Origin of the sequence: Clostridium sp. YIM B02551, assembly GCF_022324735.1 — a bacterium.
GTDB classification, from domain to species: domain Bacteria; phylum Bacillota; class Clostridia; order Clostridiales; family Clostridiaceae; genus Clostridium_T; species Clostridium_T paridis.
The window spans coordinates 79,077-94,608 of the sequence record NZ_JAKGTF010000001.1; the positions used below are offsets into that span (position 1 = coordinate 79,077).

Sequence of the window (15,532 nt, forward strand, 5' to 3'; positions counted from 1 at the left end):
AATGAATTTTATGTCCTTAGGAGGTAAATATGATAAAAGAATTTTCACCGTATAAACCTAAAATTCATAAGGAAGTTTATTTAGCAGAAAACTCAACTATCATTGGCAACGTTGAGATTGAAGAAGGTGCATCTATTTGGTTTGGTGCAGTTTTAAGAGGTGATGAGAATTCAATCAAAGTAGGAAAGAATTCTAACATCCAAGATAATGCAGTTGTGCATGTAGATGATTATAGTGTAAAGATTGGGAATAATGTTACTGTAGGTCATGGTGCTATTTTACATGGCTGTGTAATAGAAGATGAATGCTTGATTGGTATGGGAAGTATAATATTAAATAATGCTAGAATAGGTAAAAATACAATAGTAGGTGCAGGATCACTAGTAACTCAGAATGCTGATATTCCAGAGGGTGTTTTATGCCTTGGATCACCTGCTAAGGTTGTAAGAAAGCTAACTGAAGATGAAATTAATAGCATAAAATCATCTGCAAGAATGTATTTTGATCTTTCAAATAAATACAGGAGTGAGGAGAAATAGAATGATAAAATTAGGAGAATATAATGAATTAAAGGTCTCAAAGGAACGCGACTTTGGTATTTTTGTTACTGATGGGGAACAAGAAATTTTGATTCCAAAGGGAAGTCTTGCAGGTGAAAAACCTAGTATAGACGAAACTATAAGGGTATTTATATATAGGGATTCTGAAGATAGAATTATAGGAACATTAAAAAAGCCATTAGGAACATGCTTCGAAATATCCTATCTAAAGGTAGTTGACATAACTAGCATTGGAGCATTTGCTGACATTGGTATAGGAAGGGACGTACTAATACCGCTTAAAGAACAACTATATAAATTACATACTGGACAAAAATATCTTTTATATTTATATATTGATAAGACAGGAAGAATAGCTGCAACTACTGATGTTGAAGATTATTTAGAAGTTGCCCCAGATTATAAGATAGATGATGAAGTTACAGCTGTGGTTTATGAGATAAATGAAAATAACACATTGAAATTGGCTGTGGATAATAAATATAAGGCATTAATGCTTAAAAATGAATATTACGACTATATTCCAATGGGAGAAGAACTAAAGCTAAGAATTAGAAGGATCTATGAAGATGGAACTTTAGGATTAACTACAAGAAAAAGAAAATTAGATGAAAGAGAAGTTTTAATAGAGAAGATATTAAAGGCTTTAACAGAAAATGGGGGATCAATTCCATTTAACGACAAATCAAATCCAGAAGATATTAGAAGAGAGTTTAACACAAGCAAAAATTACTTCAAAATGACATTAGGAGCATTGATGAAGCAAGGTAAAGTATACCAAGATGAAACGGGCACTCACTTAAAACAATAATTTAACTTGATAAATATGAGGCAGGTAAGAATCTTATTAAAGTTTAAAAGGCTTTAGTAGAGGATTTTTTTACCTGTCTTATTTTTGTTATATTTTGGGGACGGTTAACAAATAATATCAATTAAAGGAGTGAGAGTATGAGAAAAATCTATATATTTTTATTATCTGTATTTTTAGCGATAACATGTAGCCATAAATATGTGCTTGCTTCAGATTTAGATGTTAAAGTGCATTTTATTGATACTGGACAAAGTGATTGTATTCTTATAGAAAATGGAGAAAAATCATATTTAATAGATAGTGGGGAAGAAAAAAATAGTGCTAAAATTCTAAGCTATTTAAATAAACATGGAATTAATAAACTTGATTTTATAATCTTGACGCATTATCATCAGGATCATTATGGTGGGCTTTTTGATATAACAAGCAAAATAAAAACTAATATGGTGTACGTACCTAGATATTGTGTAGTTGAAGAGGAAAAAAATAAAGCCTTATCATCTTTGCTAAAAAATAAAATTTCATATAAAGTCATAGAAAAAGAATGGAAGTATAAAGATGGATTAGTAGATTTAAAGGTTTTGGCACCTTCAAATGGGCACGATTCCTTAGAAAATAATAATTCATTAGTTATAAAAGGAATATTAAATGGGAAAAATTATTTATTTATGGCTGATTGCGAATTTGACGAGGAGAAGGATTTACTTAGTAGAGATATAGAAAATATTGATGTATTAAAGTTAGGTCATCATGGATTTGATACATCTTCATCAGAGGAATTATTAAGAATAATCAATCCGAAATATACTATAATAACTTGTGACGGGAATGAAAGTCCTGAAATTCAAGTAATAGATAGACTTAAAAGATTGGATACCGTTATATTAAGAACAGATAGATGTGGAGATATTGAAATTATAAACAGTCAGCAAAAGAATTTACAAATGTCATTATAGCAGATTATTAAAGCATTAAACCCTTTGGTCTTTGAAAGTAAAAAGGTTGAAACAAATGTTATAACTAGACTAAAAAATACACTTACAAAGGAATTGAAGTTTTACATTAATAATGTATAATAAATTTGAGGGGGAATTCATTTGGAGATTAAGGGTTTAGGAAAAAACACTAGAGTTACAAGCGAAAGAAAAATACAAAGTTCAAGGAAGGATTTTTCCCAAAGCTTCAGTCAAGCTAGAGATCGCAGAAGTGGTGAAGAACTGAAGAAAATGATTGAAGATATCAAGAAGAAAGGGAATCGTCTTGTACTTACAAAAACCTATGCAGATGTTGCAAGCTATAAAAGGATGATTAAAGAATATTTACAATCAGTTTTAGAATATATGTATAGTATTAAGCAAGATATTAGTTTTTGGCAGACACAGTATTTTATTACAGTTGATATAATTGACTCAAGATTAGAAGAACTGACTCAAATGTTGTTAAGCGATGAGAAAGAAAATATAAACATAGCATCAACGGTGGATGAAATACAAGGGTTGATTGTTGATATATATAGATAAGTTTTTACATATTTAAAGGGTGAATAGTGTAGGCATTTATTAAGTGCAACACCATTCACCTTTTGCTTATTGCAATTTATTTACCCAATCACTTGAAGATGCATCTGATGGCATTCTCCAGTCTCCCCTTGGGGATAAAGATATTGTACCAACTTTTGGACCATCTGGTAAGGCGCTTCTTTTAAATTGTTGTGAGAAAAATCTATTTATAAATTTTAAAAGCCATTTCTTTATGGTTTCTTCATCATAATCGTCTCTAAAGGCTTCCTTAGCCAAGAATAAAATTCTCTCCGGAGTGGAGCCATGTCTTATGAAATGATATAGGAAAAAATCATGTAGCTCATAAGGGCCAACTATGTCTTCAGTTTTTTGAGCAATTTCACCTTTGTGATCTTTAGGTAATAACTCAGGAGAAACAGGTGTATCTAATATGTCTAAAAGAGTATCCTTAACTTCTTTAGTTGATTCATAATCAGCTACATATTTAACCAAGTATCTTACTAAAGTCTTCGGTATTGATGTGTTAACAGCATACATGCTCATATGATCACCATTATATGTGCACCAGCCTAAGGCCAATTCAGACAAATCTCCAGTTCCAATTAGTATACCGCCTTCTTTATTTGCGATATCCATAAGTATTTGAGTTCTTTCTCTTGCTTGAACATTTTCATAAGTTACATCATGTTTATTTTTATCATGCCCAATATCTTCGAAATGTTTTAAGCAAGCATTTACTATGTTAATTTCTCTTAGGTCACAATTAAGCTCTTTACATAAAGTAAGTGCATTATTGTATGTTCTGTCTGTGGTTCCAAATCCAGGCATTGTTATTGTAATAATATTTTTTGAATCTAAACCTAATAATTTAAAGGTTTTTACAATAACCAAAAGTGCTAGGGTAGAATCCAATCCTCCTGAAATACCAATAACAGCTTTTTTTGAATATGTATGTTCTAGTCTTTTAGCTAATGCAGAGGCTTGAATATTAAATATTTCTTTACATCTAATTTCTCTCTCTCTATCTGAGGAGGGAACAAATGGATGTTTAGCAATATAACGATTAAAATTAGAAATTTTAGTGCTTTTATATTGGAAGCTTATTAATTCTGGTTCAAAAGGTAGTGATTTATAGGAATCTCTAAAACTAATATTTTTAGTTCTTTGTGAATTTAATTTAAATAAATCTATAAAACTATAAATAATCTCATTTTCCCTTTGGAAACGTTCATTTTCAATTAAGGTTGAACCATATTCACTTATTAATAAATGACCTGAAAAAAGTAAATCTGTTGAAGATTCGTATACACCTGATGAAGAGTATATATAACCACTCATACAACGAGCGCTTTGATTCTCAACTAAAGATTTTCTATAGGTGCTTTTAGATACTAATTCGTTTGAAGCTGATGGATTGCAAATAATATTTGCGCCAGCTAAAGAAAGATATGAAGAAGGTGGTATTGTTACCCATAGGTCTTCACATATTTCAACCCCAACTTTAACATCATCACATCCAAAAATAATATTTGTTCCAAAAGGTATTTCTTTTTGAAAAGATAAGTCCACTTTTTTGCTAGTAACCGATAATCCCTCAGTAAACCAACGCTTTTCATAGAATTCTGTATAATTTGGGATATAAGATTTTGGAATAATTCCAAGAATTTTACCTTCAAATATAACAAAAGCACAGTTATATAATGTATAATTAACTAATAACGGTGAACCAACTATTATTAATAAGTCTTTGTTTAGTGAATGTTCGCAAATGTTTTTTATTGATAAGTATGAATTTTCTATAAGATTCCATTGAGTGAATAAATCGCCACAAGTATATGATGTTGTGGCTAACTCGGGAAAAACTATAATCTTAGCATTGTTTGCTTCTGCTTCATTCACTTGTTTAATTATATTTTCTAAGTTATATTGAACATCTGCTACTCTTGTTTTAGGGCAAGCTGCTGCAACTTTTATAAAGTCCATTGAATCATCTCCATTTAATTTTTATATAAGTTAATTTTAAAATTTTAAATTTTATCATCAGACAATTAATTAAAATTTAAATCATTTCATAAATTTATAATAATTAGAAAACTGAAGAAAATCAATGAAAAAAAGAGAAAAGATTTATATAATAAGTAAAAGAGATATCAAATACCTCTTAATAGGTTAGAAAATAATTTGTAAAATGATTTTAAATAAAGTATATTATATATATAGTTGTAAAGGAGAGGAGAAACATGGAAAGTACTTATGTGATTGTTTGGTTACTAGTCGCTATTGGATTTTTTGCCATTGATATTTTTACTTCAGCTTTTCTTTTTGTATGGTTTGGACTTGGTGCATTAATTGCTATGATAGGTGCAATATTTGGAATACCACTTGAAATTCAAATAATACTATTTTTGGTTGCAAGTTTAGTATCAACATCTTTAGGGTATCCATGGGCAAGAAAGAGATTTAAGGTAAATGTTAAGAAAACTAAAACAAGAGACGAAGAGCAAATAGGAACAATAGGTAAAGCAGAAAAAGATATAATAAACGAAGGAGAAATAAAGCTTGACGGAGTTTTGTGGAAAGCTATAAATACTGGGGATGAAATAAAAAAAGGGGACAAATATAAGATTTTACAGTTTAAAGGAAATAAAATTATGATTGAAAAAGTGGAGGAGGATTTATAATGTTAGCACTAATTATTGTTGGAGTATTGGCATTTATTTTACTATTAATAGTTGTATCATCTATTAAAATAGTAAATACAGGTTACCTATTCGTTTTAGAGAGGTTTGGACAATTTCATAGAGTTTTAGAGCCAGGTTGGCATTTTACAATACCTTTTGCAGATTTTGTTAGAAAGAAAGTTTCAACAAAGCAACAAATACTAGACATTCAGCCACAAGCTGTTATCACTAAGGATAATGTTAAAATATCAATAGACAATGTTATCTTCTACAGAGTTTTAAGCGCAAAAGATGCAGTTTATAACATAGAAGATTTTAAATCAGGTATAATTTATTCAACTATCACAAATATGAGAAATATCGTAGGTAATATGACATTAGATGAAGTATTATCTGGAAGAGATATTATTAACCAAGAGCTACTTAAGGTTGTTGATGACATAACTGATGCATATGGTATAAAGATACTTTCAGTTGAAATTAAGAATATTATTCCACCTGCTGAAATTCAACAAGCAATGGAAAAGCAAATGAAGGCTGAAAGAGATAAGAGAGCAGTTATATTGGAAGCAGAAGGTGCTAGACAATCTTCTATTGAAAGAGCAGAAGGTGAAAAGCAATCCAAGATTTTACAAGCAGAAGCTGAGAAACAAGCTAATATTAGAAGAGCTGAAGGGTTAAAAGAATCTCAATTATTAGAGGCTGAAGGTAAAGCTAAAGCAATTGAAGTTGTAGCCAGAGCTCAGGCAGAGGCAGTTTCTCTAGTTAATAGAGCTATAATTGAATCAGGTACTAATGAACAAGTTATTGCTTTAAAACAAGTTGAAGCACTTCAAGAAATGGCTAAAAACCCAGCTAATAAGCTTATTCTACCAAATGAAACTTTGTCATCATTAGGAAGTATAGCAGCGATAGCTGAAACTTTGAAGAAATAGAATTGGGGACGGTTAACATTTTTTTATATAAAATTAAATGTTAACCGTCCCTTTTTATTTGATTAAAATCAAGCAATTTTGTCAATACTCCGTATAAAGGAGTTGATAAAATGCCTAGATCTGCAAGAATAAAGTTACCAAATGGATTATATCATGTCATGATAAGAAGTATTAGCGAAGTAAAGCTATTTAGAAAAGATGAAGATAAGGTAGTTTACTTAAAAATAGTTAAAGAACTTCAGAATACATTTAAATTTAAAATTTATAGCTATTGCCTCATGAATACTCACGGCCATTTCATTTTAGACTCTTATGGGGCAGATATATCTAAAATAATGCATTCTATAAACTCAAAATATGCCAGATATTATAATAAAAAATATAAAAGACATGGGCATTTATTTCAAGATAGATTTAAAAGTAAGCTTATTACAAATGATAGATACATTTTGAATTTATCCTTATACATACATAAGAATCCATTAGATATGAAGAAATATATGCATAGTCCAGAAAAGTACAGGTTTTCTAGTTTGTCAGTATTCTTGGGCATCAAAAACGATGAGTTCAATATATTAGATGAAGCATATTTATTATCTATGTTAACTAATAATCTAGTTGATGCTAAAAATAGATATAGAAGAATGTTATTTTCAAATAATGATACTTTAGGTGAAATCATGGATTTGAATAAAGATGTAAATTTATATGTGAGCGGAAGAAATCCAATTGTAAGAAAGTATGATTTTAGCACCATATTAAACTTCATAGAAAGTAAATATAAGATTAGTAAGAAACTTATAATAGCAAAATTTATTAGAGAGTATAAACACTTTAAAGCTATTTTAGTTGCTATGGTGAGATGTTTATGTAATCTACAAATTAATCAAATTTCGAAATTAATTGGCGATATTACTGATTCAAGAACATCATCTTTAGGAATGTTAGGAATTGAACTATTAACAAATAATAAAGTATATGAAGGATTAATCGAAGAATTTATAAAAATAAATGAGCCAGTAATAGCTTAATTTAAAAAAGTTAAACTTAAACTTAATAGAAAGTTAAGGGGAAATTGTACAAGACCCTAAAATAAGATAACGGTTGTAAAAAAATAATATAAGGAATAATTTGAATGCAAATGGATATAATATTACTACTTAAGGGCTACGTAGGTCCTGCCATTGGAATATATCCAATGGTGTTTTTTTTATGAAAATTCCCCACTTAATTAGGTATTCAAGTAATAAATATGTATAAGATTAATGAAATTTGATATAATCAATCTAATAAATTGTTTTTGAAGGAGCAGAATGATGAAAGGTCTTACATGTGAAATATCTTTAAATAATGTTGAACATAATTTAAATCTTGTAAAAAAATTAAATGATGAAAAAAAAGTGATAGGTGTAATTAAGGCAAACGCTTATGGTCTTGGCCTTGAAGGAATCTCAGATTTTTTAAAGGACAAGGTAGATTATTTAGCGGTGGCAGAGCTTGATGAAGCCAAAAGAATATCTCAAGATGTGGAAGTATTGATATTGAGTCCCCTTATAAAAGAAGAGGATTTTCTAATTGATCAAGACAACATTATTTTCACAATAGATAATGAAAAAATAATTGATAAAATCCCAGAAGATAAGGAACTTAAAGTTCACATATATGTTGATACAGGCATGAATAGAATGGGTATTAAACCAGAAAATTTGGACAAGGTAATCAATAAAATAAATGTTAACCGTCCCCAAGTTTTAGTTCACGGTATTTATACGCATTTACATAATACTAAAAATGTTAAGTATACACTTAAGCAAATTAGTGTGTTTAAGAAAGCGTGTGAAAAATATATTGGAAAGATTCCTATGATTCATGCTCTTAATTCATCTGGAACTATAAATGATGAAATAAGAAATGCATGTGATTTCACTAATGCAGTTAGAGCTGGAAACATACTTTATGGGTATGAGGGCTTAGATAAGGGCTTTAAGAAGACATATAATTATTATGCAGAGATTATTAATGTTTGTGAAGTTAAAGCGGGAGAGCATGTTGGATATAGTTGCGTATATAAAGCAAAAAGAAATATGAAGGTCGGGGTATTAGGTATTGGGAATATTGAGCACATAGGATTTAGTAGAGATGTTAAACATAATATTTTTTATGATTTAGTAAAAGTAATATATAATCATGTAAAATATAGACCAATTATATTTTCTAAGAATGGTGGGATTAGAATAGTTAGTAAGCCTAATATGAATATAACTTTAGTAGATGCAACTAATCTCGATATAAATGAGAAACTTAGAATAGAAATATCCCCAATATTGGCCGAAAGTAGTATACCTAAAATTTACAAGTACGAATAATAAATCCTAAATATAATTATATGGTTCGGCATATGGCGAAAGAAAAGTTAAAAAAACTTAATATAGTTGACAATTGCAAAAACAGATGGTAATCTAAGGATGTAAAGGGCGAATGATTTTTAAAAGTTTATAAAAATCGTTCGAGCAAAGATGTATCCCTTTGACTTAGAAATAGTCACTTGGGATTTTCCCAAGTGTTTTTTTTTACTTTTAGAAAGAAGTTATAAATTTAATTTGGAGGTTAGCCACAATGTCTAATGTAAAAACTGTTTTTGTTGAAAAGAAGAAGGGGTTTGACGTAGAGGCAATAGGTTTATTTGAAGATTTTAAAACTAACTTATCAATAAAAACTATAGAAAAAGTTAGAGTTTTGAACAAATATACCATAGGTAATCTTTCTGATGAATATGAAGCTAAAGCTATTAGCTCAATTTTTTCTGAACCAATGGTAGATGAGGTATTTGTAGGAGAATTAAACTTAGGTGAAAAAGAATGGGCATTTTGTGTGGAGTATCTTCCAGGACAATATGATCAAAGAGCAGCTTCATCTGAGGAATGTTATGAAATACTAACGGCAGGAGAAAAAATAAAAGTTAAATCAGCTAAGGTAGTAATAATATATGGCAATTTATCTAAAGAGCAAAAAGATAAAATAAAAGGATATTACATTAATCCAGTAGATTCAAGAGAAGTAGAAATAAATTCTAAAGAAATCTTTTCAGAATATTTAGTTCCAGAGGATGTTAAGGTGTTATATAACTTTATAAACCTTACTGAAAATGAAATTAAAGCACTTCACAAGGAACTTTCCCTGGCAATGAGCCTAGCGGATCTTAAACTAGTTCAATCATATTTTATACAAGAAAAAAGAAATCCAACTATAACTGAAATAAAGGTAATTGATACCTATTGGTCTGATCATTGCAGACATACAACATTCTTAACCAATATCACAAAGGTTGAAATAGAAGAGGGAACATATAATCAAGCATTGATAAATAGCTTTGAAGAATATAAGAAATCTAGAAATTTTGTATATGGAGAAAATCCTAGAGACATTAACTTAATGGATATCGCAGTTCTTGCAGCTAAAGAGTTAAGAAAAAAAGGATTATTAACTGATTTAGATGAATCAGAGGAAATCAACGCATGCTCAATAAAAGCAAAAGTTGAAACAGATAAAGGTGTTGTTGATTATTTAATAATGTTTAAAAATGAAACTCATAACCATCCAACTGAAATAGAGCCATTTGGAGGTGCAGCTACTTGTTTAGGAGGAGCTATAAGAGATCCTCTGTCAGGAAGAAGTTACGTATATCAAGCAATGAGAGTAACTGGAGCTGGAGATCCAACAGAGTATATTGAGGATACTTTAAAAGGTAAACTTCCTCAAAGAACTATTACATTAGGAGCGGCACATGGTTATAGCTCATATGGAAATCAAATAGGACTAGCTACAGGTCAGGTAGCAGAACTTTATCATAATAATTATAAAGCAAAGAGATTAGAGATTGGTGCAGTTATTGGGGCAGCACCGATGGAGAATGTAAAAAGAGAAAGACCAGTTAAGGGAGATATAATAATACTTCTAGGTGGAAGAACTGGTAGAGATGGTTTAGGCGGAGCAACTGGGTCATCTAAAGAGCACACTGAAGAATCAATAAATATATGTGGTGCTGAAGTTCAAAAGGGTAATGCTCCTACAGAAAGAAAAATCCAAAGGTTGTTTAGAAATATAGAAGTATCTACATTAATAAAAAGATGTAATGATTTTGGAGCCGGTGGAGTTTCAGTTGCAATTGGAGAATTAAGTGAAGGGTTAGATATAGATTTAGATAAAGTTCCAAAGAAATATGATGGGCTTGATGGAACAGAACTTGCAATTTCAGAATCACAAGAGAGAATGGCTGTGGTTGTAGATAAAAATGATGTTGAAAAGTTTATTAATTTTTCAAATCAAGAAAACATAGAGGCAACAGTTGTTGCGGAAGTTACAGATGAAAAAAGACTAAGAATGTACTGGAGAGATAAATTAATTGTTGATCTTAAGAGAGAATTCTTAGATACAAATGGGGCAAAATCATACACCGAAGTCAAGGTTGATTTACCAAAGGAAGCACATAATGTGTTTAATAAAGAAATAAAAGGCAGCATTAAGGAAAATTGGATTAAGACTTTAGGCAGTCTAAATGTAGCTTCTCAAAAAGGTTTAGTTGATAGATTTGATTCAACTATAGGATCATTAACAGTTTTAATGCCATTTGGAGGGGTGAATCAAATTACTCCAGCAGAAGGTATGGCGGCAAAAATTCCAGTTCAAGGCGGAGAATCAAAGGATGCGACTTTAATGGCTTATGGTTTTAACCCTGAAATAGGACTATGGAGCCCATTCCACATGGGATATTATGCAGTTATTGAATCTCTTACTAAATTAGTTTCAATGGGAGGAGATTATAGAAAATCTCACTTAACCTTCCAAGAATATTTTGAAAGATTAGGCGTGGCAAAAGAAAGATGGGGTAAACCTTTTGCAGCTTTACTTGGAGCATTTAAGGTGCAAAAAGACTTATCGCTCGCAGCAATTGGTGGAAAAGATTCTATGTCAGGTAGTTTTGGTGACTTAGATGTACCACCAACCTTAACATCTTTTGCAGTAGCAATAGAAAAAGCTGAAAATGTAATTTCACCAGAGTTTAAGGAGGTTAGCTCAAAACTTGTACTTATAAAAACAGACAGACTTGAAGACGAGACCTTAAACTTAGAGCAATATATTTCAAACATGAACAAGCTAGTAGATTTAATTAAGTCAAAGAAAGTTATTTCAGCATTCACTTTGAAATTTGGTGGTGTTTCAGAAGCTATTTCGAAGATGGCTTTTGGAAATAAGATTGGAGCAAAATTATCTAATTTAAACAATCAGGAATTGTTTGGATTAAATCCAGCCGCAGTATTAGTAGAAATTAAGGCAGAAGATTTTAATGAGGATATATTAAAAGGATGTAACTATAAGATTATTGGAGAAACAACAAGAGAAAATCAAATAGTTATAGAAAATGAAGTATTAAATTTAGATGATTTGCAATCAGTATGGAGAAATAAGTTAGAGGGTGTATTTAAAAGCGAAACTACTAAAGTTTCTGAAGAAGATGTTAAACTTCCAGAGGTAAAAAGTTCAATTAGTGCACCTGTAATAAAAGTTGCAAAACCAAAGGTAATAATCCCAGTATTTCCGGGGAATAACTGTGAAGATGATTGTGAAAGAGCCTTTAATAAAGCAGGTGGAGATGCATCCCAATTCCTATTTAAGAACCTAACAAAGGAAATGCTAGTTGAATCTATAGAAACTTTAGAAAAAGAAATTAGAAAATCACAGATAATTATGATACCCGGGGGTTTCTCAGCAGCTGACGAACCAGATGGATCAGGAAAATTTATAGCAACAGTATTTAGAAATGAAAGAATAAAAGATGCAGTAATGGATCTATTAAATAATAGAGATGGGTTAATTATTGGTATATGCAATGGATTCCAAGCATTAGTTAAACTTGGCTTAGTTCCTTATGGAGAAATTAGAGAAATGAATTCTGAAATGCCAACCTTAACCTACAATAATATAGGAAGACATATGAATTCACTTGTTAGAACAAAGATTTCTTCCAAACTTTCACCATGGTTCTCAGAAGTAAATCTTGGGGACATTCATACGGTTCCAATATCACATGGAGAAGGAAGATTTGTAGCATCAGAGGAAGTACTTCAAGAAATGATTAAAAATGGACAAATTGCAACTCAATATGTTGATTTAGATGGACAGGTATCCTTAAATATGCCATACAATCCAAATGGTTCTGTTCTTGGAATAGAAGGAATTACTTCTCCTGATGGAAGGATTTTAGGGAAAATGGCTCATTCAGAGAGAATATCAACTAATGTATATAAAAATGTACCTGGAGATTTTGATCAAAAAATATTCCAGGGTGGAATAAATTACTTTAAATAATCAAATGCAATTAAATTAGGGGGTTAACAATGAAGGTAGCAATCTTTTTTGGAAGCAAATCAGACGTAGATGTAATGAAAGGGGCAGCAAATGCTTTAAAGGAATTCAATATTGAATATAAAGCATATGTACTTTCAGCTCATAGAGTACCAGAAAAATTAACAGAGGTATTAAATGAGGTTCAAGAAAAGGGATGTGAAGTAATAATTGCTGGGGCAGGTCTTGCGGCACATCTTCCAGGTGTAATAGCATCACAAACTACTTTACCAGTAATAGGAGTGCCTATAAAAGGAGCAGTAGAGGGACTGGACGCACTATTTTCAATAGTGCAAATGCCAAAATCTATTCCAGTTGCAACTGTTGGAATAAATAATAGCTATAATGCTGGAATGCTTGCAGTGCAAATACTTTCTATTAAGTATCCAGAAATAAAAGAAGCATTAAATAATTTTAGAACTGAAATGAAAAGAAAATTTATAGAAGAAAATGGAGAAGGAGTGGAACTATAATGGAAAAATTAGAAATGATGTATGAAGGAAAAGCAAAAAAGATTTACGCTACAGATAAGGCAGATGAGGTAATAGTTTATTACAAGGATGATGCAACAGCATTCAATGGAGAAAAGAAAGGTAGCATAGAAGATAAGGGAGCATTAAATAATGCAATTACTTCTATTATATTTGAATTATTAAATGAAAAGGGAGTAAAAACTCACTTTATAAAGCAATTAAATGAAAGAGAACAATTATGCAAGAAGGTTAAAATAGTACCACTTGAAGTAATAGTTAGAAACGTTGCAGCTGGAAGCATGGCAAAAAGATTAGGTCTAGATGAAGGCTTTGAACTTAAAACTACAGTTTATGAATTAAGCTACAAGGATGACTCACTTGGAGATCCATTAATAAATGATTTTCATGCGGTAGGTATAGGAGCAACGACTTTTGAAGAATTAGATAAAATTTATGAGATAACAAGAAAAGTAAATGAATTATTAAAAGAATTCTTCTTAAAGTTAAACATTAAGCTAATTGACTTTAAATTAGAATTTGGAAGATATAATGGAGAAATTCTTTTAGCTGACGAAGTATCACCTGATACATGCAGATTCTGGGATGCTACAACAAACGAAAAGCTAGATAAAGATAGATTTAGAAGAGATTTAGGGAATGTAAAAGATGCTTATGTTGAAATATTAAACAGAATAAAGAATGAGAAATAAAAGTGAGGTTTGATTAATGTTAATAGATCCAAATGTTGATAAGTTCAAAGAAGAATGTGGTGTATTTGGAGTATATACAAAAGGCGGAGTAGATGTAGCAAGGCTAACATATTACGGATTATATGCTCTTCAACATAGGGGACAAGAAAGTGCTGGAATCGCAGTAGGAGATGGAGAAAAAATATCGTTGCACAAGGACTTAGGTCTATTAACTGAAGCTTTCAGTGAAGAAGACTTAAACAAACTTAAAGGAAATGTGGCAATAGGACATGTTAGATATTCAACAACTGGAGCAACAAATGTTGAAAATGCTCAGCCCTTACTTTCTAAGTATAAGCTTGGTTCAATTGCAGTAGCTCATAACGGAAACTTAGTAAATGTTGATGTGCTAAGAGGTCTATTAGAAGATGTAGGATATGTATTTGATACTACAATAGACACAGAGGTTGTAATAAGCCTTATTGCAAGAGGAGCAAGTAAAGGCATAGAAAGTGCTGTTTATAATGCTATAGGTGCTATAAAAGGTTCCTTTGCTATGGTTATCTCAACTAAGGATAAGCTTATTGGGGTAAGAGATCCATATGGTATAAGACCTTTGGCTTTAGGAAAAATTGATGAAGGATATGTACTAACATCTGAAAGCTGCGCTTTTGATTCAACAGGAGCTGAATTCATAAGAGATATCGAACCAGGGGAAATAGTTATTATAGATGAAAATGGGGTAAAAAGCATAAGATACTCAGAAAAAACTGGGGGACATACATGTGCTTTTGAGTATATTTATTTTGCAAGACCAGATTCAGTTATAGATGGAATTAATGTTCACCAATCAAGGGTAAGAGCAGGAGAACAATTATATAAAGAATCACCAATTGAGGCTGATGTAGTAATTGGGGTGCCTGATTCAGGAATACCTGCAGCAGTTGGATATTCTAAGGCATCAGGAATACCTTTTGATATGGGATTTGTTAAAAATAGATATGTAGGGAGAACCTTTATAACTCCAAACCAAGAACTTAGGGAGAGAGCAGTATCTGTAAAATTAAATCCTCTTAAGTGCAATGTTGAGGGGAAAAGAGTTGTTTTAATAGATGACTCAATAGTAAGAGGAACTACATCTAGACATTTAATAGAAGCACTAAGAAAAGCAGGAGCAACGGAAGTGCATTTTAGAGTTGCGTCACCTGCAGTTAAATTCCCATGCTATTTTGGGATAGACACTCCTTATAGAAAAGAATTAATTGGGGCAAATAAAACTGTAGAAGAAATAAGTGATATTGTGGGATGCGATACATTAGCATACTTAAGCATAGATGGGTTAATAAGTTCTTTAGGTAAAAATAGTATTAATGGTTTTTGTATTGGATGTCTTAATGGAAAATATCCAGTAAGTACACCTATTGAAACATCAAAAGACTATTTAGAAAGGTAGGATTAATA

At 30.9% G+C, this 15,532-nt stretch carries 13 protein-coding genes; 12 read left to right on the forward strand and 1 reads right to left on the reverse strand.

Annotated features, from left to right (window positions below; all coding sequences use genetic code 11):
- The first annotated feature begins 29 nt into the window (after nucleotides 1-29).
- The 4 genes from L1S47_RS00420 (at nucleotide 30) to L1S47_RS00435 (ending at nucleotide 2,891) form a co-directional block, all read left to right on the forward strand.
- Nucleotides 30-539: a gamma carbonic anhydrase family protein gene (locus L1S47_RS00420; RefSeq protein WP_238881366.1), complete on the forward strand. Its 510-nt coding sequence runs from the start codon at nucleotides 30-32 to the stop codon at nucleotides 537-539.
- Between the two features lies 1 nt (nucleotide 540).
- Nucleotides 541-1,371 carry a S1 RNA-binding domain-containing protein gene (locus tag L1S47_RS00425; RefSeq protein ID WP_238881369.1) on the forward strand — a complete coding sequence of 277 codons (831 nt, stop codon included), beginning with the start codon at nucleotides 541-543 and terminating at the stop codon, nucleotides 1,369-1,371.
- A gap of 137 nt (nucleotides 1,372-1,508) precedes the next feature.
- Entirely contained in the window at nucleotides 1,509-2,327 is an 819-nt protein-coding gene (locus L1S47_RS00430) for a ComEC/Rec2 family competence protein (RefSeq protein WP_238881370.1), read from the forward strand.
- A 141-nt stretch (nucleotides 2,328-2,468) separates the two neighbouring features.
- Nucleotides 2,469-2,891 (forward strand): YaaR family protein, encoded by a 423-nt coding sequence (locus tag L1S47_RS00435; protein WP_202767440.1) that lies wholly within the window; start codon nucleotides 2,469-2,471, stop codon nucleotides 2,889-2,891.
- A 66-nt stretch (nucleotides 2,892-2,957) separates the two neighbouring features.
- Here the strand turns inward: L1S47_RS00435 and L1S47_RS00440 are convergent, their stop codons facing one another.
- Nucleotides 2,958-4,874 carry an NAD(+) synthase gene (locus L1S47_RS00440; protein WP_238881373.1) on the reverse strand — a complete coding sequence of 639 codons (1,917 nt, stop codon included), beginning with the start codon at nucleotides 4,872-4,874 and terminating at the stop codon, nucleotides 2,958-2,960.
- 257 nt (nucleotides 4,875-5,131) lie between these two features.
- Between L1S47_RS00440 and L1S47_RS00445 the strand changes: the two genes are divergently transcribed.
- From L1S47_RS00445 to purF, 8 genes are all read left to right on the forward strand, one after another.
- Nucleotides 5,132-5,572 carry an NfeD family protein gene (locus L1S47_RS00445; RefSeq protein ID WP_202767438.1) on the forward strand — a complete coding sequence of 147 codons (441 nt, stop codon included), beginning with the start codon at nucleotides 5,132-5,134 and terminating at the stop codon, nucleotides 5,570-5,572.
- On the forward strand, nucleotides 5,572-6,507 hold the full coding sequence (locus L1S47_RS00450) for an SPFH domain-containing protein (protein ID WP_238881374.1): 936 nt from the start codon (nucleotides 5,572-5,574) through the stop codon (nucleotides 6,505-6,507). Before L1S47_RS00445 ends, L1S47_RS00450 begins: the two co-directional genes overlap by 1 nt.
- A gap of 110 nt (nucleotides 6,508-6,617) precedes the next feature.
- The gene (locus tag L1S47_RS00455) at nucleotides 6,618-7,538 is read left to right on the forward strand and encodes a transposase (RefSeq protein ID WP_238881377.1); all 921 of its coding nucleotides are present in this window, start codon (nucleotides 6,618-6,620) and stop codon (nucleotides 7,536-7,538) included.
- A 285-nt stretch (nucleotides 7,539-7,823) separates the two neighbouring features.
- Nucleotides 7,824-8,873, forward strand: a complete 1,050-nt coding sequence (alr, locus tag L1S47_RS00460; protein ID WP_238881388.1) for an alanine racemase — start codon at nucleotides 7,824-7,826, stop codon at nucleotides 8,871-8,873.
- A gap of 250 nt (nucleotides 8,874-9,123) precedes the next feature.
- Nucleotides 9,124-12,873 carry a phosphoribosylformylglycinamidine synthase gene (locus tag L1S47_RS00465; RefSeq protein WP_238881389.1) on the forward strand — a complete coding sequence of 1,250 codons (3,750 nt, stop codon included), beginning with the start codon at nucleotides 9,124-9,126 and terminating at the stop codon, nucleotides 12,871-12,873.
- Between the two features lie 29 nt (nucleotides 12,874-12,902).
- Nucleotides 12,903-13,382 carry a 5-(carboxyamino)imidazole ribonucleotide mutase gene (gene purE / locus L1S47_RS00470; protein WP_202767433.1) on the forward strand — a complete coding sequence of 160 codons (480 nt, stop codon included), beginning with the start codon at nucleotides 12,903-12,905 and terminating at the stop codon, nucleotides 13,380-13,382.
- The gene (gene purC, locus L1S47_RS00475) at nucleotides 13,382-14,092 is read left to right on the forward strand and encodes a phosphoribosylaminoimidazolesuccinocarboxamide synthase (RefSeq protein WP_238881397.1); all 711 of its coding nucleotides are present in this window, start codon (nucleotides 13,382-13,384) and stop codon (nucleotides 14,090-14,092) included. Before purE ends, purC begins: the two co-directional genes overlap by 1 nt.
- Before the next feature lie 16 nt (nucleotides 14,093-14,108).
- Nucleotides 14,109-15,524, forward strand: coding sequence for an amidophosphoribosyltransferase (gene purF / locus L1S47_RS00480; protein WP_238881399.1), 1,416 nt, complete (start codon nucleotides 14,109-14,111; stop codon nucleotides 15,522-15,524).
- Nucleotides 15,525-15,532: the final 8 nt, after the last annotated feature.